The sequence below is a fragment of the Pseudomonas putida S13.1.2 genome (assembly GCF_000498395.2).
Lineage (GTDB): Bacteria > Pseudomonadota > Gammaproteobacteria > Pseudomonadales > Pseudomonadaceae > Aquipseudomonas > Aquipseudomonas putida_Q.
The window spans coordinates 5486964-5504939 of sequence record NZ_CP010979.1; the positions used below are offsets into that span (position 1 = coordinate 5486964).

Below are 17976 nucleotides of genomic sequence, written 5' to 3' on the forward strand. Positions count from 1 at the left end.
TTGATGGGCGAAAAAGTGACGTTTACGTCAGAAAATACGCGAAAGCAGCGCAGTGACGGCGGTTTCTACCCGCAGGATGCGATCGCCCAGTTGCACCGGTGCCAGGCCAGCCTTGCCCAGCAGGTCGATTTCGTAGGGGATCCAGCCGCCCTCGGGGCCGATGGCCAGGGTTACGGCTTGCTCCACGGCGCGTGGGCAGGCGGGGTAGGGGCCGGGGTGGCCGACCAGGCCCAGGGTGCCTGCGGCGATGGCGGGCAGCCGATCCTCGACGAAAGGCTTGAAACGTTTCTCGATGACCACCTCGGGCAGCACCGTGTCACGCGCCTGTTCCAGGCCTAGGATCAGGTTGTCGCGGATGCTCTCGGGCTGCAGGAAAGGCGTTTGCCAGAAGCTTTTCTCGACCTTGTAGCTGTTCACCAGGATCAGCCGTGATACGCCCAGGGTAGCCACGGTCTGAAACAGCCGCCGCAGCATTTTTGGCCGCGGCACTGCCAGCACCAGGGTCAACGGCAGCTTGGCCGGTGGCTGCTGGTCGAAGGCCACTTCAAGTTCGGCTTCGTGATTCTCCAGGCGCAGCACCGTGGCTTTGCCCATCAGGCCGTTGATCCGGCCCACGCGCAGGTTGTCGCCCACCGCCACACGGTGAATCTCCTGCATGTGGGTAAAACGCCTGTCAGCAAGAACGACGCGGTTTGCCGAGACGAAGTCGGCCTCTTCAAGAAGCAACAGATTCACGGTTGGGTCGCTGGTGGCTGGTCGTTGTGGTCGTTGGCTGCTTCGTCGTGGGCGCTACGCTTGCGGATCAGGCTGCCGCACAGCACGCCGACCTCGAACAGTAGCCACATGGGTACGGCCAGCAGGGTCTGGGAGAAGATGTCCGGCGGGGTGAGGACCATGCCGACCACGAAGCAGCCGATGATCACGTAAGGGCGGATCTTCTTCAGGTACTTCACGTCGACCACGCCTATCCACACCAGCAACACCACCGCCACCGGGATTTCGAAGGCCACGCCAAAGGCGAAGAACAGCGTCATCACGAAGTCGAGGTAGTTGGCGATGTCGGTCATCATTGCCACGCCTGCCGGGGTGGCGGCGGCAAAGAACTTGAACATCAGCGGGAACACCAGGAAATAGGCAAAGGCCATACCGGCGTAGAACAGCAGAATGCTCGACACCAGCAGCGGAATGGCAATGCGCTTTTCATGGCGGTACAGCCCTGGCGCGATAAAGCCCCAGATCTGCTGAAGGATGAACGGAATGGCCAGGAACAGCGACACGATCATGGTCAGCTTGAACGGCGTAAGGAACGGCGAGGCCACGTCGGTAGCGATCATCGTCGCGTTGGCCGGCAAATGGTCGCGCAGCGGCGCCGACACCAGTGTGTAGATCTGCTGGGCGAAGGAAAACAGCCCGGCAAAGATCAGGAAAATGACGGCAACACAGCGCAGCAGGCGGGTGCGCAGTTCGGTCAGGTGCGATACCAGCGGCATCGGCTGGTCGTGTTCCGGATTCTCGCTCATGGGGCTCGCGGCGGTTGAGGCGGTTCAGAGGGTACGGCCGGGGCAGCAGGTGCTTCGACCGGCCTGGCCTCAAGCCCGGCAGGTGGCTGCACGCTGGCCGTGGTTACCGGCGGCTGGGCAGGGGGTGTCATCGGGTTGAGGATGCGCTTGGCTTCCTCTTCCATCTGCAGGATGTGCTCGTTGTGCAGCTGGCGGCGGATGTCGTCGGCGCCGATTTCGCGCTCCACTTCCATCTTGATGCTGTTGAAGCTGCGTTTGAGCCGGCCAATCCACAGGCCTGCCGTGCGCGCGGCACCGGGCAGGCGCTCGGGGCCGAGCACCAGCAGGGCGACCAGACCTACGAGCAGCAGCTCGCTGAAACTGATGCCGAACATGGGTCAGTCTTTCCGTTGCGGCTCTTGGACCGGTTGGGCCTGGCCTTCGATGGTGTGGCCTTGTTGCGGCTGGGCAGTGTTTTGCACCGGCGGCACAGGCTGGGCAGGCGGCGGCGTTTGCTCGGCCGGCTTGGTCTCTTCTTCGTTCATGGCCTTGCGGAAGCCCTTGATCGACTCGCCCAGGTCACTGCCGAAGTTTTTCAGCTTTTTGGTGCCGAACACCAGGACCACGACAACCAGCAGGACGATCCAGTGTTTCCAGTCAAAAATACCCATTTCGTACTCCCGAAATTTACAGGTACAGCAAATCTGTCTGGCAGCGCGGCCCTTGTGGGAGCGGGTTTACCCGCGAACACCGGCGCTGCCGGTGCCATATACCGCGTTGCATGCTTCGCGGGTGAACCCGCTCCCACAGGGGTGTGCAGCGCCCCAAAAATACATCAGGCAGATGGCTGGCGTGCGGCCTTTTCATCATGCCCGGACAGCCCGAAACGGCGATCCAGCTCATCCAGCACGGCTTGTGGATGCTGGCCCAGCGCGCTGAGCATCACCAGGCTATGAAACCACAGGTCGGCGGTTTCGTAGATGACATCGCTGTAATCCTTGCTGACGGCAGCGTCCTTGGCGGCAATGATCGTTTCGACCGACTCTTCGCCGAGCTTCTCGAGGATCTTGTTCAGGCCCTTGTGGTACAGGCTGGCTACGTAGGAGCTGTCAGGCGCCGCTTGCTTGCGTTCTTCAAGCACTTCGGCCAGGCGGTTGAGGGTGTCGCTCATGTCAGTGTCCTGCGCTGTAGATGGCATCCGGGTCCTTCAGGACCGGGTCGACGATTTTCCACTGGCCGTCTTCAAAGACGCGGTAGAAGCAGCTTTCACGGCCGGTATGACAGGCGATATGGCCCAGTTGCTCGACCATCAGGATGATCACGTCGGCGTCGCAGTCCAGACGCAGCTCATGCAGCTTTTGCACGTGCCCGGATTCTTCGCCTTTACGCCACAGCTTGCCACGCGAACGCGACCAGTAGATGGCGCGCTGTTCGGTGGCGGTCAGCGCCAGCGATTCGCGGTTCATCCAGGCCATCATCAGCACGCGTCCGGTCTTGTGGTCCTGGGCGATTGCCGGTACCAGGCCGTCGCTGTTCCACTTGATCTCGTCCAGCCAGTCTTTCATCGTCGACTCCAAAGCGGGCCCGCTCCTGTATCGGGCCCTTTGCGCTAGTGTGCCAGCCACAGGCGCGGCTGGCTATTGGCGCACGATCAGGTAAAGGCCTGCGGCCAGCATCAGCCAGGCCGGCCACGCAGCAGGGGCGGCCAGGCTGGCGGCCTCGGCAGCGCCAGCGGCCAGCACCGCGCCACCACCGAGCAGGCCGGCGCCCAGCAGGCGCAGGGCCCAGCGGTCACCCTGGCGGCGGCGTTCCGGCATTTGCGGATCGTGCAGGTGCGGTTGCGACAGGCGTTCGAGCAGGTCGCGGGCCATGTTGGTCAGGTGCGGCAACTGCTCGACCTGCCCATGAATATTGCCGAGAACGGCCTTGGGGCTGTAGCGGTCGCGCATCCAGCGTTCGAGGTAGGGTTTGGCGGTACTCCACAGGTCCAGGTCGGGGTACAGCTGGCGGCCCAGGCCCTCGATGTTGAGCAGGGTCTTCTGCAGCAGCACCAGCTGCGGCTGCACTTCCATGTTGAAGCGCCGCGCGGTCTGGAACAGGCGCATCAGCACTTGGCCGAAGGAAATATCCTTTAACGGTTTTTCGAAGATCGGCTCGCACACGGTGCGGATCGCCGCTTCGAATTCGTTGACCTTGGTGTGCGCCGGCACCCAGCCCGAGTCGATGTGCAACTCGGCGACGCGGCGATAGTCACGCTTGAAGAAGGCAAACAGGTTACGCGCCAGGTAGTCCTGGTCCTCGGCGGTCAGGCTGCCGACGATGCCGCAGTCGATGGCGATGTACTGCGGGCTCCACGGCTTGACCGTGCTGACAAAGATGTTGCCCGGGTGCATGTCGGCATGGAAGAAGCTGTCGCGGAACACTTGGGTAAAGAATACCTCCACGCCTCGCTCGGCCAGCAGCTTCATGTCGGTACGCTGGTCGGCCAGGGTGGCCATGTCGGTCACCGGTACGCCGTAGATGCGTTCAATCACCAGCACTTTAGGGCGGCACAGGTCCCAGTAGACCTGGGGCACGTACATCAACTCGGAGCCTTCGAAATTGCGCCGCAGCTGGCTGGCGTTGGCAGCCTCGCGCAGCAGGTCGAGCTCGTCATAGATGGTTTTTTCGTAGTCACCGACGATTTCCACCGGATGCAGGCGGCGGGCATCGGCCGAGGCGCGTTCGGCGGCCTTGGCAATCAGGAACAACCAGGCCAGGTCTTGGGCGATTACAGGCTTCAGGCCCGGGCGCACCACTTTGACCACCACCTCTTCGCCCGTCTTGAGGCGTGCGGCGTGTACCTGGGCCACCGAGGCCGAGGCCAGCGGCTCGACATCGAAGCGGCTGAACACCTCGCCAACCTTCGCGCCCAGCTGCGCTTCAATCAGTGCCACGGCCTGTTTCGGGTCGAACGGCGGCACGCGGTCCTGCAGCAGCATCAGCTCGTCGGCGATGTCGGTGGGCAGCAGGTCGCGGCGGGTGGACAGCAACTGCCCGAACTTGATGAAGATCGGCCCCAGGTCCTGCAGCGCCAGGCGCAGGCGCGCGCCACGGCTGAGCTCGGTGGGCTTGCGCGGCAGCCAGCGCCACGGCATCAGCAGGCGCAGGCTGGCCAGCCACCAGGGCAGCAAGGGCTGTTCGAACAGCAGGTCATCGAGACGGTAGCGAATCACCACGCGCTGGATGCGAAAAAGACGGCGGACGGCGAGCAGCTTCATGCGTTTTCGCTGGTATCAAGGGATCGGGAGAGGCGCTTGATGCGCGCCTCGAGGCGTTCTGTATCGAGCTTCAGGGCATCGAGTTCGCTGAAGGCGGCTTCGGCTTCGCGCTTGCCTACCAGGGTGCGGGACTCTTCGGCCAGGTACTCGGAAAGGTTCTGGCTGAAGCGCGCCAGGCCCTGACGGGTCCAGCGTGCACGCAGGCGGATGTGGCCTGCCAGCAGCGCCGTGGCGACCGGGCCGAGCCAGCGTTGCAGTTCGTGCTCCCAGTCCAGCTCCAGGTCCTGCAGCACGCCAAACAGGTCGAGCAGCACGGCGCTGTCGCCATGCAGTTCGACCTGCGGGCTGTGCAGTACGGCGGTCTTGTCCCTGGCCAAGGCCAGTTGCGCCAGGCTGCCGGCCGGTGCGCGCAGGCTGCAGTCGACCTCGCCTTCCCAGTGGGCGGCGAGCATCAGGCCGTCTTCATCGGGCAGGATGAAGACCTGCAGGGCCGGTTGGCGGCAGTCGATCTCGATGACCTTGCCTTCCAGCGCGGCCAGCCGCGGCAGGGCCGTGCTGTCCATGCGCAGGACGCGGTTCAGGCCATGTTCGACGCTGGCGAGCAGCCCGGCCAGCAGCATCAGGGTTTGATCCCCCGGTGCACGGCAACGATGCCGCTGGTCATGTTGTGGTAGGTGACGCGGTCGAAACCGGCCTCGACCATCATGCTCTTCAGGGTTTCCTGGTCCGGGTGCATGCGGATCGACTCGGCGAGGTAACGGTAGCTTTCCGAGTCGTTGGTGATCAGCTTGCCGGCCAGCGGCATGAAGGCGAACGAATAGGCGTCGTAGGCCTTGGACATCAGCTTGCTGGTCGGTTTGGAGAATTCCAGGATCAGCAGGCGGCCACCGGGCTTGAGCACGCGCAGCATCGAACGGATGGCTTCGTCCTTGTGGGTGACGTTGCGCAGGCCGAAAGCGATGGTCACGCAGTCGAAGTGGTTGTCCGGGAACGGCAGTTTTTCGGCGTCGGCCTGGACGAACTCGATGTTGCCGGCCACGCCACGGTCGAGCAGGCGGTCACGGCCAACCTTGAGCATTGACTCGTTGATGTCGGCCAGCACCACCTGACCTGTCGGGCCGACCAGGCGCGAGAACTTGGCGGCAAGGTCACCGGTGCCGCCGGCGATGTCCAGCACCCGGTTGCCGCTGCGCACGCCCGACAGCTCGATGGTAAAGCGCTTCCACAGACGGTGCATGCCGCCGGAAAGCACATCGTTCATCAGGTCGTACTTGGCTGCCACCGAGTGGAACACTTCGGCGACTTTTTTCGCCTTCTGGCTTTCAGGTACGTCCTGGTAGCCAAAGTGGGTGGTGGGTTCGGCGTGGTCGCCTTTGCGCTGGTCGTTCATATCGCTTCACCGGAAAAAATTACCGCCATTCTAGGGCGAACGGGCGGATTTGTCTTGGCGGGGTGTGCCAGTGGGCAGGGGCGGGCATAATGCCCATTATGTCTACATCTTCAGGAATGCCCGCATGACCCAGATCAGCGTCGAACGCAAACACTCCCTCGGCCGCGATGCTGCCCGCGCCAAGGCGCAAGCGCTGGTCGACAAGCTCAGCCGCGAATACGACCTCAAGGCCACCTGGAACGGTGACCGGGTCGATGTGGCACGCAGCGGCGCAAACGGCAGCGTGCACATTGGCGAAGACATCATCCGTGTGGAGCTGAAGCTGGGCATGATGCTGTCGATGATGAGCGGCACCATCAAGGGTGAAATCGAGCGGGCGCTGGACAAGGCGCTGGCCTGACCCCCGCGGGTTTCAGTCGGGCGGGAACGGGATCACCCCTTCTATCTGCTCAAGCCGCAGGTCGCCCCGGTAGATGTGGATGCGTTCTGCCGGGTCGAGTGAGCGCTCCAGCTTTTCCTCGCGGCTCATGGCCCGGGGTTCCCAGAACTTCAAATGGCCCTTGGCGAACGCGCGCGCCGCAGCCTGGGCGCTGGTGTAGTGAAAGTGCGCTTCCCAAAGCATCTGTCTGGGTTGCTTGCGATAGATACTGTACACATCCAGGTAGTCATTGGCCTTGAGCCGCTTGCGCGCGTTGCTCAGGGTTATCTCGATCTGGCCTTGCTGATGAAGGTAGCGCAGTGCCTTGCTGTCCGGGTACCGTGTGTTGAGATAGGCGTCGGTGAGCAATCGGCGTTTTTCAGCCTGCAGCCCCTCGACCGCCTCGTTCAGCTGCGCTGCCAGGGCCTGGCCCTCGGGCGGGCCGGCCGTCAACTGCCGGGCGATGTCGTCCATGTCCTGAATCTGCCAGTCCATCAGGTCTGCCAGGCTGTTGGGTTCCTTCGAATAGCGGGCGGCCAAGGCGAGCTTGCCGGTCTTCTGCGCAAGCAGACTGGCGCCGACACGGCGAAGGTAGGCGTTGCTGCGCGGCGGCGCGGCGCTGGGTACCGGTTCCCATTGCGCGCCACGCGGCTGGTACTGGACGGTTTGCTGGGTGACAGGGTCGCTTTGCGTCGCCAGCTGGCCTTCCGCGCTGTAGTCGGCCAGGATCGTTCTACCCTTCACAGTACGGATCAGCTTGCGTCTGCCTGGGCGCCTGCGGTAGGTCAACTGCCTGGGCTGTGCAGGCCTGCCGCTTTGGCGGGCGAGCAAGGCGGTGCTCAGGTCGTGCTCGGCCGCTGATTTCAACGCCGTCAACTCGCTGATGTACTGCTCCAGGCGCGTTGTATCAAGTGCCGGCTCATCCATTGACAGCAGGTAGTTGGCCTTGCCAAGCGAAGCCTGGTATTCGCGTACGGCATTGCCGAGGATTTCGACTTGCTCTTCGGCGGGCAGATTCTCCGCCGCCAGGCCATCGTGGCTCAGCAATGCTGCCTGGAAGCCGCGATCGCGCAGGCCTGCTTGCATGCGCAGCAGTTCGTCGAAGTTTTCGCGGGTCAGTTGCTCCCTGTTCACTACCAACTGGGCCAGATCGCTGATCACCTGACCGCGGGAGATGACGGTCGAGTAATGGCGCTGGCCGATGATCTTTTCGAGCTTGGACTGTTTGTCCTTGAACTGCAGGGTGGTGTCGTTCAGGGCCAGCGCGATGTTCTGGTCCAGGCGTTCACTGACCGTGAGTACGCGTTTGTGCGTGGCGTACGCGGCTGCCACGTTGTCCCGGTAGGCAAGGTACAGCAACCCTTGTTCCTGGCCGAACGGTAACTTGACCAACTGTGCCGACTGGTGCCTGAGGACCTCATAGTCGGTCAGGTCCAGTAAGCGGTGGAAAAGATGCAGGTCGGTGTCGAGCAGTTGTTCCGCCCACTGACTGCGGCCCACGGCCGATGTGCTCCGGGGGTCGAGCCTGGCGAAGCGGGGCTCGCTCATCTGGGTAAACAGCCTGACTTGCGAGCCCAGCAGGTCGGCCTGCTTTTCGTAAGTCAGCGAGATGATCAGCAGGTGCGGGCGGACCTCGTTGCGCATCGTTTGCACCGTGCGCACCTGTTCCTGCAGCGTTTCTGGCAGGTCGCTACGGGCGATGCCTGGGTGTTCGCGCAGCGCTCGCCTGACATCCCGCGCGGCATCGTCGTAGGGTTTGGTCAGTTCCAGGTACCTTTCGATGAATGTCTCGTTCTTCAGGATCGCCTGGTCGTTGCGTTTTCGCTCTTCCTGCAGGGCAACGATTGTGGCTCGGTTTTCATCCAGTAGACCTTTGCGGGTCCTGGGCATACCGCCCGCCAGCCGCAGGTCGAGCATCCATTCGCCGTTCCAGCGGGCCAGCCACGGCCCTGTGCTGCGCTCGCGCCCAACGATGTGGTAGCCATCCCAGGCACCGCCAAGCGCCTGCCAGTCGCCTGCACTGGTATCGGGGCCGATGATGCGCACGCCTGTGTAGGATTCTTCAACCTCGTAGGGGGTATCTTCGAGCTTCACGTAGTAGCGCTCGTCGAGTTTGTAGAGCCCGCGCAGGCGCCCTTGCTGCTGTGCTACCAGCCCTTGCAGGTCAACGTTGGCACGCAGTTCGAGCAGGGCATTGCGCGCTGTGCTCGTGAGGTTGCCAATGCGATGGTTATTGCCCCAGGCGCTTACCTTGTAGGGGGCAGGTGCAGGCAGCTGCGACGGGTCTTGCCAGGCCCTGGCCTGGGGCTGTTCTTGTCGCGCCGCGCTGCCGGCCTGGCGTGGCGATGGGCCACCGAGGTACAGCTCATTCTTTTCCGGCTGCACCCGCTGCGGCTGCGCCGTGGTATGAACGTGGACCAGCAGCATGGCGATGTTGGACAACAGGTCGGAGGCGGCCAACACCTTCTCTTCGGGGCTGCCCTTGGCCAGCGCCGACAGGTCGGTTTTCAGGCTGACCACGGTGGCGACCAACCACATCACCGTGGCCGCAGGCCCGCGCAGCAGCGCTGTGACCGTGTTGAACACCATCCAGCCAAGTTGCACCACCATGGCCCAGCGCAGCTGGGCATTGGAGACGCTCTGGCGCGACGCCAGCAGCACCATCGCCTCGGCATGGGCTTGAAGCAGCTGGGTGTGCAGATCATCCGACCACGCAGCGAAGGCCAGGGTGGCCGGCGCACGCATCTGCGCCAGGGTGTGCTCGGTCAGCACCGCGCCGGCCCCCAGCAAGTCGGCCAGTTCGGACAGCTGCGGGTGCAGGTGGGGCCGGGTGAAACCACCGTTGTCGTAAATTGGGCGGTCAGCGTCATCCAGCCAGGCCAGGATGCTTTGTTGCAATTCGCCGGCAGCGCGGACATCGGCCATCAACAGCGCTTCGCTGCTGTACACCCGCAATCTGCGGCGCGCGGCCAGCGGGCGATAGAGTATCCAGGTGCGTGGCTGCTCGACCAGGATCACGAACATGCCGTGCACCCGGTTGGCACGGGTGGCGCCCCGTACGCAGTGGAAGGCCAGCGGGGCAACCCTGACTGGCCCCGTGGCCGTTGTCGTGTTGCGGCAGAACAGCATCAATGCCTGGCAGGCCTGCTCGCTCAAGTGCCCCACGATCCTGGCCTGGAGGGCGTCCAGCAGCAGGCTGCTGCGCCATTCACCGGCAAAGCGCTGGATACGCTGGTCACGGCCAACCGGGTCCTGCAGCTTTTGGTGGATGTACAGGGGATATTGGCCCCCCACATCCAGCGTGGCTACCAGCCGATTGATGTAATCGAGGTTCAGCCAGCCTTCGACGGGTTGCGAGCCGGCTGCAGTGACTGCCGTGGCCACTTCATGCTGGGCTGGTTGCAGGCGCGAGATGGCCAGCTCGGTCAGGGAGACGGTCTTGAGCGGCTCCAGGCGCGCGGGCCCGAGGGACGATATCTCGACCACTTGCGAAATCGAGATCAGCAGTTGGTCGGAGGCCGGCACTGCCTTGCCGGGGTGGTCTGCGGTCATCTGCTCGCGCAGGCGTCGGGTGGTGTACTGCTGCAGGTCCTCGAAGTCGTCCGGCGATGTCGTGCCAGTTGCCAGCGCCTGGCGTGCTGCCAGCGCCAGCATTGCCCGATGGTAGTCGAAGCGGTCACTGGCGCTGGCCTTGGCAAGCCAGGCCGGCAGGGGGATGGCCGGCGCCTGCCGGTCGATGCAGGTGTGTTCCGGGAACGCCAGGGAGGGGTCGCAGAGCTGGTTGTAAAGGCGCTCCAGTTCGCTCACCTGCGTGATCGAGCATAACTGCACGCGTTCGATGCCCTGCAAGGCGGCGTTTAGCAACTGGCCGGCCTGGTAGCGGAAAGCGTCCCCCTGCACCGGCGTACAGGCCCAGGACAGCGTGTCGAAATCATGCTGGTCGGCCAGTTCGTCGCGCAAGGCCAGGGCAAAGGCGGGCGCATCGTTGAAGCTGCGGACGGTACCTGAAGGCTGGCACCAGAGCACCAGGCTGCCCTCGTCGCGCTCCGCGATCATGAGCAGGTCCGCCGATACCAGATGATGCGCGTCGCCGCCCTTTTGCAGTGACACTTGCAGACCTTGCAGGGCGGGTGTGCTGCCGTCTTCGGCGACCCAGCCGTACAGCAGGCGTTTGGCGTCTTCGCACAGGCCCTGGCGTTCAAGCGTACTGAGCAACGCAGCCTTGATCATCTGCTCCAGCCAGCGCAACCGGGACACACCCGAGTCGCCTTCGCAGCCATTCCAGAAACTCACCTGCGCTTGCTGAAACGACTCGGTGAGGGTTGTCAGCATGTCGTCGAACGCCTGGCCTACAACATCCATACGCAGGTCGATGGTGGGCGCTTGCGGCTGCGGGCGAAAAATCGCGGGCGGCGCCAGGCTGAACTGGTCGCTGGCGGCAAACGACAGGCCAGTGCCGTGAAGGAAGTGCGCAAGCAGCGTGTCGAGCAGATCACTTTGCCGCGCCGCGCCATCGTCTGTCGGCGCATGCAAGATGGTCATCCCCTCAAGCGATTGCAGCCTGGGGTGATTGGTGCGGATCCAGGGATAACGGTCTGTCAGTGCCTCGAAGGCGGCGCGGGCCGTGACGCTGCGCAAGCTGGGGCGATCGGCAAAGTGGGCAGCTACCTGCTGTCTGAACGAGTTGAGGGGAGTGGGATGCGAGTCGGGCATGGCAGCGGCGCTCTGTGGGCTAAAGAGGCCGATGCTGGCTGGCGCCGCCAGGCGGGCGGTGGTAGATAGGTAAACACATGGCTGTTTTCAAGGCAGCCTGATCGGTGCGCAGGCGCTTTGCCTGCAAAGCCTAGGGTGAAGATTCTAATTTGGCTCATTACCTTATGCTCAAGCCCAACCTCCATGGGCGGTTCCTCCTCCACTCATGAGCATGAGGTACAGAGCATGGCCAAAGTGAATGTGAAGAAAAAGGATGACGCCCAGAGCACCTTGGGTGAAGTCCGCGGTTATGCACGCAAGATCTGGCTGGCTGGCATCGGCGCCTATGCGCGGGTCGGCCAGGAAGGCTCCGACTACTTCCAGGAGCTGGTCAAGGCCGGCGAAGGCGTCGAGAAGCGTGGCAAGAAACGCATCGATCAAGAGCTCGATGCTGCCAACCACCAGATCGACGAAGCCGCTGAAGAAGTCAGCCGCGTACGCGGCAAGGTGGAAATTCAACTCGACAAGATCGAAAAAGCTTTCGACGCACGGGTAGGGCGCGCCTTGAATCGCCTCGGCATTCCGTCTAAACATGACGTTGAGGCGTTGTCGGTCAAGCTTGAACAGCTGCACGAGCTGCTTGAGCGCGTCGCGCACAAACCATAAGGAGAGCAGGATGGCTGGCAAGAAGAATTCCGATAAAGAAAGCAGCTCCTGGATCGGCGGGATCGAGAAGTACTCCCGCAAGATCTGGCTGGCGGGGCTGGGTATCTATTCGAAAGTCGACCAGGACGGCCCCAAGCTGTTCGACTCGCTGGTGAAAGATGGCGAGAAGGCCGAGAAGCAGGCGAAGAAGACGGCTGAAGAAGCAGCCGAATCCGCCAAGTCGTCGACCACCTCGCGCGTGTCTGGCGTGAAGGACCGTGCGCTGGGCAAGTGGGGCGAACTCGAAGAGGCCTTCGACAAGCGCCTGAACAGCGCCATCTCGCGCCTGGGCGTGCCAAGCCGCAACGAGATCAAGGCCCTGCACCAGCAGGTGGACAGCCTGACCAAGCAGATCGAGAAGCTGACCGGTGCTTCGGTTACGCCGATTTCGTCGCGCGCTGCGGCTGCCAAGCCGGCTGCGGGCAAGGCAGCGGCCAAGCCACTGGCCAAGGCAGCAGCGGCCAAGCCTGCTGCTAAAACGGCGGCGGCCAAACCTGCTGCTAAAACGGCAGCAGCCAAACCTGCTGCAAAGCCTGCGGCCAAACCTGCAGCTGCCAAGCCCGCGGCAAAATCGGCAGCAGCCAAGCCAGCGGCAGCGAAGAAACCTGCGGTGAAGAAAGCACCGGCCAAACCGGCAGCCGCCAAGCCGGCAGCCCCAGCCGCCAGCGCCGCCCCGGCTGCAACCGCAGCACCGGCACCTGCTGCCGCCCCGGCCAGCAGCGCACCGTCGGCACCAAACGGCACCGGTACCTTGATCTGATACCGCGTCGCCCTCTTCGCGGGCTTGCCCGCTCCCACAGGTTCAGCGCCGATCAGCCGGTCAGCGCAGGCCTTGTGGGAGCGGGCATGCCCGCGAAGGCCCCAGCGCCGAAACAGCAGGCCTACCCCTCCAGATACCGCACCGCCAACTGCTCCGCCGCCGCCCGCGCCTGAGCCTGCAGGTGCGGCGCCACCAGCATCATCACCTGGTACACCACAATCCCCACATCCCCCTCGCGCCCCAGCACACGCTGGTAATCCAGCGAGAACATCAGCGTCAGGGTGATCTGCTCCACCAGTTGCCCCAGTGCCTGGGTTTCACTTTCTACCAGCCCCTGGCCCTTGAGGCTGGCCAGCAACGCTGCCAGCGTACGTTTGAGTGCATTGATCAGGCTGCGCATGCCGCGCGCCAGCTTGGGCAGGCGGCCGGTGAGGTTGGACAGGTCCTGGAACAGAAAGCGGTACTGGGCCATGTGCTCGACGATCAGGTGCAGGAACAGCCAGTAGTCCTCGGCGTCCAGGCGCACCTCCAGGGGCGGGTCAAGCAAGGGCATCAGCGCTTCCTCGAAACGCTCGAACAGGCCCAGTACCACAGGCTCCTTGCCGTGGAAGTGGTAGTACAGGTTGCCCGGGCTGATGCCCAGTTCGTTGGCGATCTCCAGGGTGGATACGTTCGGTTCGCCCTGCTGGTTGAACAGCTGCAGGGCGCATTCGAGGATACGGTCGCGGGTCTTCATCCAGTGGTCGGGCTCATCGGGTCAGGACATAGGTGCCTGGCGCCGGGCCGAGCGGTGGGTAGGCACTGTTGCCCAACTCGGTACGGGGCGCCTTGAGCGGGCCGGAGCGCGGGGTAATCCATTCCAGCCATAAGGGCCACCAGCTGCCGTCGCTGCGTTTGGCTTCGTAGAACCAGGCGCGCGGGTCCCCCGAAAGCTTGGGGTTTTCCAGGTAGTAGGCCTTGGGGTTGCCCGGTGGGTTGATGATGCTTTGAATATGCCCGCTGTTGGCCAGCACGAAACGCCGGTCGCCACCGAGCAGCAAGGCCGAGCGATACACGGCGTCCCACGGGGTGATGTGATCGTTGCTGCCGGCCACGGTAAAACTGTCCAGGTCGACCTGCTTGAGGTCGATGGGCGTGCCGCACACTTCGAGGCCTGCCGGGTGGGTGAGCGGGTTGTGCTTGAAAAAGTCCAGCAAGTCGCCGTGCAGTGCTGCCGGCAGGCGTGTGTTGTCGGCGTTCCAGTAGAGGATGTCGAACGCGGGCGGGGCTTTGCCAAGCAGGTAGTTGTTGACCCAGTAGTTCCAGATCAGGTCGTTGGGGCGCATCCAGGCGAAAATCCTCGCCACCTCGCCGCCGTCCAGCACACCCCGTTGATAGGAGCGGCGCTTGGCGGCCTCGACCGTCTGCTCGTCGGCGAACAGGCTGGCGGGGCTATCGAACTTGCTGTCGAGCAGGCTGACCAGGTACGTGGCGCTGCGGATCTTGCGCAACTGATGTTTGGCCTTCAGGTGGCCCTGCAGCGCAGCCATGGTCAGGCCGCCGGCGCAGGCACCCATCAGGTTGGGGTCGCGGTTGCCGCTGATGCTGCGGCAGGCGTTCAGCGCTTCTTCCAGGGCTTGTACGTACGTGGACAGGCCCCATTCGCGGTGGCGCGGGTCGGGGTTGCGCCAACTGATCATGAACACCTGCAAGCCGTTCTTGAGCATGTACTGCACGAAGCTGTTGTGCGCCTGCATGTCGAAGATATAGAACTTGTTGATTTGCGGTGGCACCACCAGCACGGGCCTGGCGTGCTGTTTTTCACTCATCGGCTTGTACTGGATCAACTCCAGCAGCTCGTTGCGAAACACCACCGCGCCGGGCGTTGCCGCCAGGCTGCCACCTACCTCGAAGGCGCGTTCATCCACCTGGCGCGGCAGGCCGTCATTGTGGCGCAGGTCGTCAAGCAAGTGGGCCACGCCCCGCACCAGGCTTTGCCCGCCCGTGTTCAGCAGCTCTTTGACCGCCAGCGGGTTGAGCAGCGAGTTGCTCGGTGCCAGGGCGTCATTGATCATGCCGAACAGAAAATGTGCGCGGGCGCGGTCATCGTCGTCCAGGTGGCTTTCGTCGATCCACTCGCGCGTCTGCTTCTGCCAGGCCAGATAGGCCTGCAGGCCCCGGCGATAAAACGGGTTCTGGCTCCAGGTCGGGTCGCTGAAGCGGCTGTCGCGAGGGTTGGGCTGGTAGGGCGTGTCGCCCAGCATCACACGGCCCAGCTGGCCCCCGAGCGCCAACAGGTGCCGCGCAGTGTGCAGCGGGTTGGTCAAGCCGTGGCGGCCAACCCGGCGCAGGGTCGACACCAGGTCGCGCCCACGCAGGCCGAGTATGGCGTTTTGCACATTCATGCTGGTGGCGGGGAGCGTTTTCGTTCCTTTGGCCGGTTTGTCTGTCATGGCAACACTCCCTCGTCTTCCCGATTCTTGGGCTGCGACAATCAACCGCCAGAGGCGGGGCGCGGGTGCATGACCGCGCGCTGACGTTCTTCCTGGAGAAACTTCATGATGATCGGTGCGACGGCCTCGGCCCGGGTAATCAGGAACAGGTGGCCATCGTCGATTATGTGTAGCTGGGCATTGGGAATCCGCCAGGCCAGCAGGCGCATGTTGACCAGCGGGATCAGCGGGTCGTCGTCACCGGCCAGCACCAGCGTCGGCTGATGAATCTTGTGCAGCCAGTGGATGCTGGTCCAGCCCAGGCCGGCGAACAGCTGCCAGTAGTAGCCCAGCTTGCCGCCTGAGCGCACCTTGGACGCATGGTGCATGGCCAGGTCCGGGTCGCGGCGGAAGGCGCCGCCGTAGATCAGCGGGGCAATGCGGATTACATGGGAAGGCTGCACGTAGCGCCTTGGGCTGGCCATCATCCACAACACCTTGGGCTTGCCCGGCACCATTACTGCGCCGGCGGCAGTGGCGGCCAGCACCAGTTTCTTGCAGCGTTCCGGGTAGTCGTGGGCAAACTGCTGGGCCAGGGCGCCGCCCCAGGACACGCCGATGACGTTGACCTGGCCGTAGTCCAGGTAATCGAGCATGCGCGCCGTGAGCTTGGCCAGGCCAGGAAAGCGATAGGGGTGACGCGGGGTGGATGACCCCCCTACACCGGGCACATCGAAGGCGATGACCTCCAGGTCCGGGTCCAGCGCCTCGATGAACGGGAACACCAGCTCCAGGTTGGCACCGATGCCGTTGAAGATCAGCAACGGTGTCAGGTGCGGCTTGCCCGGGCGCACGGCGGTGCGAATGGACTGGTCGTCCAGTTCGACGGTCCTGAAGATGTAGGGTTCCGGCATGCGTTCGACTCTGTCGTGAAAAAAGCGCCGTGGCGCGCTCATGGCGGCCACGGCAACGCAACTCAGCGCTCGTGAACGTAGGTGCCTGGGGCGGCTTCGCCAGCGGCATAGGCGCGGTTGCCCAGGCGGGTTGGCGCTTTTTTCAGCTCCCCGGCACGTTCGCTCAGCCAGCTCTGCCAGTGCAGCCACCAGGAGTCGGCGTGCTTGGTGGCGTTTTCCTGCCAGGCCACCGGGTCACCCGGGCGATCGGCGCCGGTCATGAAGCGCGCCTTGGGGTTGCCTGGCGGGTTGAGGATGCTCTGGATGTGGCCGCTGTTGGACAGCACGAACTCGATCTTGCCGCCGAACAGGTGCGCCGAGCGGTAGCATGATTGCCACGGGGTGATGTGGTCGGCGGTACCGGCAACGCTGAAGATGTCGCAGTGCACATTCTTCAGGTCGATCGGTGTGCCGCACACTTCCAGTGCATCCGGGCGGATCAGCGGGTTGCTCTTGAACATTTCGATCAGGTCGCCGTGGAAGGCGGCCGGCAGGCGCGTGGTGTCGTTGTTCCAGAACAGGATGTCGAACACCGGCGGCTCGTTGCCGAGCAGGTAGTTGTTGACCCAGTAGTTCCAGATCAGGTCGTTGGGGCGCATCCAGGCGAACACCTTTGCCATTTCGCTGCCTTCCAGCACCCCAGCCTGGTAGGAGTGGCGCTTGGCGCTTTCCAGGGTCTGCTCATCGACGAACAAGGCGACCTGGTTGTCCATGGTGGTGTCCAGCACGCTGACCAGCAGGGTCAGGGCATTGACCTTGTTTTCGCCAACGGCGGCATAGTGGCCCACCAGCGCAGTACAGGTGATGCCACCAGAGCAGGCGCCGAGCATGTTCAGGTCTTTGCTGCCGGTAATCGCCAGCACCGCGTCGACGGCTTCCTTGAGCGCATCGATGTAGGTGGACAGGCCCCATTCACGCTGGGCCTTGGTCGGGTTGCGCCAGCTGATGATGAAGGTTTGCTGCTGCGAGCGCAGGCAGTAGCGCGCCAGGCTCTTTTCCGGGCTGAGGTCGAACACGTAGAACTTGTTGATCTGCGGTGGCACCACCAGCAGCGGGCGGGCATGCACCTGTTCGGTGATGGGGCTGTACTGGATCAGCTCCAGCACATCGTTGCGGTACACCACCGCGCCCTCGCTGGTGCCCAGGTTCTTGCCCACTTCGAAGGCGTCCATGTTCACCTGGCTGGGCATGCCGCCGTTGTTGACCATGTCCTTGGCCAGGTTGGACAGGCCATCGAGCAGGCTCTTGCCGCCGGTTTCGAAGAAGCGTTTGAGCGCTGCCGGGTTGGACAAGGTATTGGTCGGCGCCATGGCTTCGGTCATCAGGTTGATGACGAACTGGCCGCGGCTGATGTCCTGGGGTGGCAGGTCGCTGTTGCCGATCCAGTCCTGCAACTCGTTGCGCCAGGCCAGGTAGGTTTGCAGGTAGCGGCGGTACAGCGGGTTGTTGCTCCAGGCCGGGTCGTTGAAACGGCGGTCGTCGCTTTCCGGGGCCAGGCTGGATTTGCCCAGCAGCACGTTTTTCAGCTCCAGGCCAAAGTGGGCCACATGCTTTGCGCTGTGCAGCGGTTGGCGCACGGCCTGGCGCAGCACGGTGCGTGCCGAGCTCAACAGGTCCTTGCGGCGAATGCCGATGACCGGGTTCAGCCCCAGGGTGTGTTCCGAGGCCTGCCGCTGCAGCTCATCGTTGTTCTTGTTACTCATCTACGACGCTCCGTTGTCCTGAGACGAGTACCGGTTGCTGTGACAAGCGCACAGCCCTGAGCCCGGTACTGCTACTCGGGTGACCAGTGATAAGGAACAGCGGTGCTGCGGGGTTCTGACTGCCTGCAAAAATGATGCAGGGAACTTGCCACACCCATTGGTTACCCGACTTTCATGTAATGCGC

General features: G+C 63.5%; 17 protein-coding genes. 3 read left to right on the plus strand and 14 right to left on the minus strand.

The features are described from left to right. Window positions 1-27: 27 nt before the first annotated feature. The 9 genes from N805_RS24215 to ubiE all read right to left on the minus strand — a co-directional run bounded on the left by N805_RS24215 (window position 28) and on the right by ubiE (window position 6149). Window positions 28-735: a 16S rRNA (uracil(1498)-N(3))-methyltransferase gene (locus N805_RS24215; protein ID WP_019472586.1), complete on the minus strand. Its 708-nt coding sequence runs from the start codon at window positions 733-735 to the stop codon at window positions 28-30. Continuing rightward, entirely contained in the window at window positions 732-1520 is a 789-nt protein-coding gene (tatC, locus tag N805_RS24220) for a twin-arginine translocase subunit TatC (RefSeq protein WP_019472587.1), read from the minus strand. Before tatC ends, N805_RS24215 begins: the two co-directional genes overlap by 4 nt. Continuing rightward, window positions 1517-1894, minus strand: a complete 378-nt coding sequence (tatB, locus tag N805_RS24225) for a Sec-independent protein translocase protein TatB (RefSeq protein WP_016489565.1) — start codon at window positions 1892-1894, stop codon at window positions 1517-1519. The genes tatC and tatB overlap by 4 nt, the downstream gene beginning before the upstream one ends. A 3-nt stretch (window positions 1895-1897) precedes the next feature. Further along, on the minus strand, window positions 1898-2170 hold the full coding sequence (locus N805_RS24230; protein WP_016489564.1) for a twin-arginine translocase TatA/TatE family subunit: 273 nt from the start codon (window positions 2168-2170) through the stop codon (window positions 1898-1900). Between the two features lie 164 nt (window positions 2171-2334). After that, window positions 2335-2670 (minus strand): phosphoribosyl-ATP diphosphatase, encoded by a 336-nt coding sequence (locus tag N805_RS24235; protein WP_016489563.1) that lies wholly within the window; start codon window positions 2668-2670, stop codon window positions 2335-2337. 1 nt (window position 2671) lies between these two features. Beyond that, on the minus strand, window positions 2672-3064 hold the full coding sequence (gene hisI, locus N805_RS24240; protein ID WP_019472588.1) for a phosphoribosyl-AMP cyclohydrolase: 393 nt from the start codon (window positions 3062-3064) through the stop codon (window positions 2672-2674). 72 nt (window positions 3065-3136) lie between these two features. Beyond that, entirely contained in the window at window positions 3137-4759 is a 1623-nt protein-coding gene (gene ubiB, locus N805_RS24245; protein WP_019472589.1) for a ubiquinone biosynthesis regulatory protein kinase UbiB, read from the minus strand. After that, window positions 4756-5379 carry a ubiquinone biosynthesis accessory factor UbiJ gene (locus N805_RS24250; RefSeq protein ID WP_019472590.1) on the minus strand — a complete coding sequence of 208 codons (624 nt, stop codon included), beginning with the start codon at window positions 5377-5379 and terminating at the stop codon, window positions 4756-4758. Before N805_RS24250 ends, ubiB begins: the two co-directional genes overlap by 4 nt. Next, window positions 5379-6149: a bifunctional demethylmenaquinone methyltransferase/2-methoxy-6-polyprenyl-1,4-benzoquinol methylase UbiE gene (gene ubiE, locus N805_RS24255; RefSeq protein ID WP_016501988.1), complete on the minus strand. Its 771-nt coding sequence runs from the start codon at window positions 6147-6149 to the stop codon at window positions 5379-5381. The genes N805_RS24250 and ubiE overlap by 1 nt, the downstream gene beginning before the upstream one ends. Window positions 6150-6273: 124 nt before the next feature. Between ubiE and N805_RS24260 the strand changes: the two genes are divergently transcribed. After that, complete coding sequence (locus N805_RS24260; protein WP_019472591.1) at window positions 6274-6549, plus strand: polyhydroxyalkanoic acid system family protein; 276 nt, start codon at window positions 6274-6276, stop codon at window positions 6547-6549. Between the two features lie 12 nt (window positions 6550-6561). Here N805_RS24260 and N805_RS24265 read toward each other — a convergent pair whose 3' ends face one another. After that, window positions 6562-11280, minus strand: coding sequence for a DUF6543 domain-containing protein (locus N805_RS24265; RefSeq protein WP_026034588.1), 4719 nt, complete (start codon window positions 11278-11280; stop codon window positions 6562-6564). A 225-nt stretch (window positions 11281-11505) separates the two neighbouring features. Between N805_RS24265 and N805_RS24270 the strand changes: the two genes are divergently transcribed. Beyond that, window positions 11506-11925, plus strand: a complete 420-nt coding sequence (locus N805_RS24270; protein WP_019472593.1) for a phasin family protein — start codon at window positions 11506-11508, stop codon at window positions 11923-11925. 10 nt (window positions 11926-11935) lie between these two features. After that, window positions 11936-12724, plus strand: a complete 789-nt coding sequence (locus tag N805_RS24275) for a phasin family protein (RefSeq protein ID WP_019472594.1) — start codon at window positions 11936-11938, stop codon at window positions 12722-12724. Window positions 12725-12845: 121 nt separating this feature from the next. On the opposite strand, the gene N805_RS24280 is transcribed toward N805_RS24275, so the two are convergent. The 4 genes from N805_RS24280 to phaC (N805_RS24295) form a co-directional block, all read right to left on the minus strand. Beyond that, the gene (locus N805_RS24280; RefSeq protein ID WP_019471570.1) at window positions 12846-13460 is read right to left on the minus strand and encodes a TetR/AcrR family transcriptional regulator; all 615 of its coding nucleotides are present in this window, start codon (window positions 13458-13460) and stop codon (window positions 12846-12848) included. Window positions 13461-13473: 13 nt separating this feature from the next. After that, the gene (gene phaC / locus N805_RS24285) at window positions 13474-15156 is read right to left on the minus strand and encodes a class II poly(R)-hydroxyalkanoic acid synthase (RefSeq protein ID WP_026034462.1); all 1683 of its coding nucleotides are present in this window, start codon (window positions 15154-15156) and stop codon (window positions 13474-13476) included. 41 nt (window positions 15157-15197) lie between these two features. Then, window positions 15198-16049: a poly(3-hydroxyalkanoate) depolymerase gene (phaZ, locus tag N805_RS24290; protein ID WP_019471568.1), complete on the minus strand. Its 852-nt coding sequence runs from the start codon at window positions 16047-16049 to the stop codon at window positions 15198-15200. Between the two features lie 62 nt (window positions 16050-16111). Beyond that, window positions 16112-17791 carry a class II poly(R)-hydroxyalkanoic acid synthase gene (gene phaC / locus N805_RS24295; RefSeq protein ID WP_019471567.1) on the minus strand — a complete coding sequence of 560 codons (1680 nt, stop codon included), beginning with the start codon at window positions 17789-17791 and terminating at the stop codon, window positions 16112-16114. Between the last annotated feature and the right edge of the window lie 185 nt (window positions 17792-17976).

Coding starts and splice junctions, on each gene's coding strand:
- tatB (WP_016489565.1), bottom strand. CDS start 1,894: ATGTTCGGCATCAGTTTCAGCGAGCTGCTGCTCGTAGGTCTGGTCGCC.
- N805_RS24270 (WP_019472593.1), top strand. CDS start 11,506: ATGGCCAAAGTGAATGTGAAGAAAAAGGATGACGCCCAGAGCACCTTG.
- ubiE (WP_016501988.1), bottom strand. CDS start 6,149: ATGAACGACCAGCGCAAAGGCGACCACGCCGAACCCACCACCCACTTT.
- hisI (WP_019472588.1), bottom strand. CDS start 3,064: ATGAAAGACTGGCTGGACGAGATCAAGTGGAACAGCGACGGCCTGGTA.
- N805_RS24235 (WP_016489563.1), bottom strand. CDS start 2,670: ATGAGCGACACCCTCAACCGCCTGGCCGAAGTGCTTGAAGAACGCAAG.
- N805_RS24260 (WP_019472591.1), top strand. CDS start 6,274: ATGACCCAGATCAGCGTCGAACGCAAACACTCCCTCGGCCGCGATGCT.
- phaZ (WP_019471568.1), bottom strand. CDS start 16,049: ATGCCGGAACCCTACATCTTCAGGACCGTCGAACTGGACGACCAGTCC.
- N805_RS24250 (WP_019472590.1), bottom strand. CDS start 5,379: ATGCTGCTGGCCGGGCTGCTCGCCAGCGTCGAACATGGCCTGAACCGC.
- phaC (WP_019471567.1), bottom strand. CDS start 17,791: ATGAGTAACAAGAACAACGATGAGCTGCAGCGGCAGGCCTCGGAACAC.
- phaC (WP_026034462.1), bottom strand. CDS start 15,156: ATGACAGACAAACCGGCCAAAGGAACGAAAACGCTCCCCGCCACCAGC.
- N805_RS24280 (WP_019471570.1), bottom strand. CDS start 13,460: ATGAAGACCCGCGACCGTATCCTCGAATGCGCCCTGCAGCTGTTCAAC.
- N805_RS24275 (WP_019472594.1), top strand. CDS start 11,936: ATGGCTGGCAAGAAGAATTCCGATAAAGAAAGCAGCTCCTGGATCGGC.
- tatC (WP_019472587.1), bottom strand. CDS start 1,520: ATGAGCGAGAATCCGGAACACGACCAGCCGATGCCGCTGGTATCGCAC.
- N805_RS24230 (WP_016489564.1), bottom strand. CDS start 2,170: ATGGGTATTTTTGACTGGAAACACTGGATCGTCCTGCTGGTTGTCGTG.
- N805_RS24265 (WP_026034588.1), bottom strand. CDS start 11,280: ATGCCCGACTCGCATCCCACTCCCCTCAACTCGTTCAGACAGCAGGTA.
- ubiB (WP_019472589.1), bottom strand. CDS start 4,759: ATGAAGCTGCTCGCCGTCCGCCGTCTTTTTCGCATCCAGCGCGTGGTG.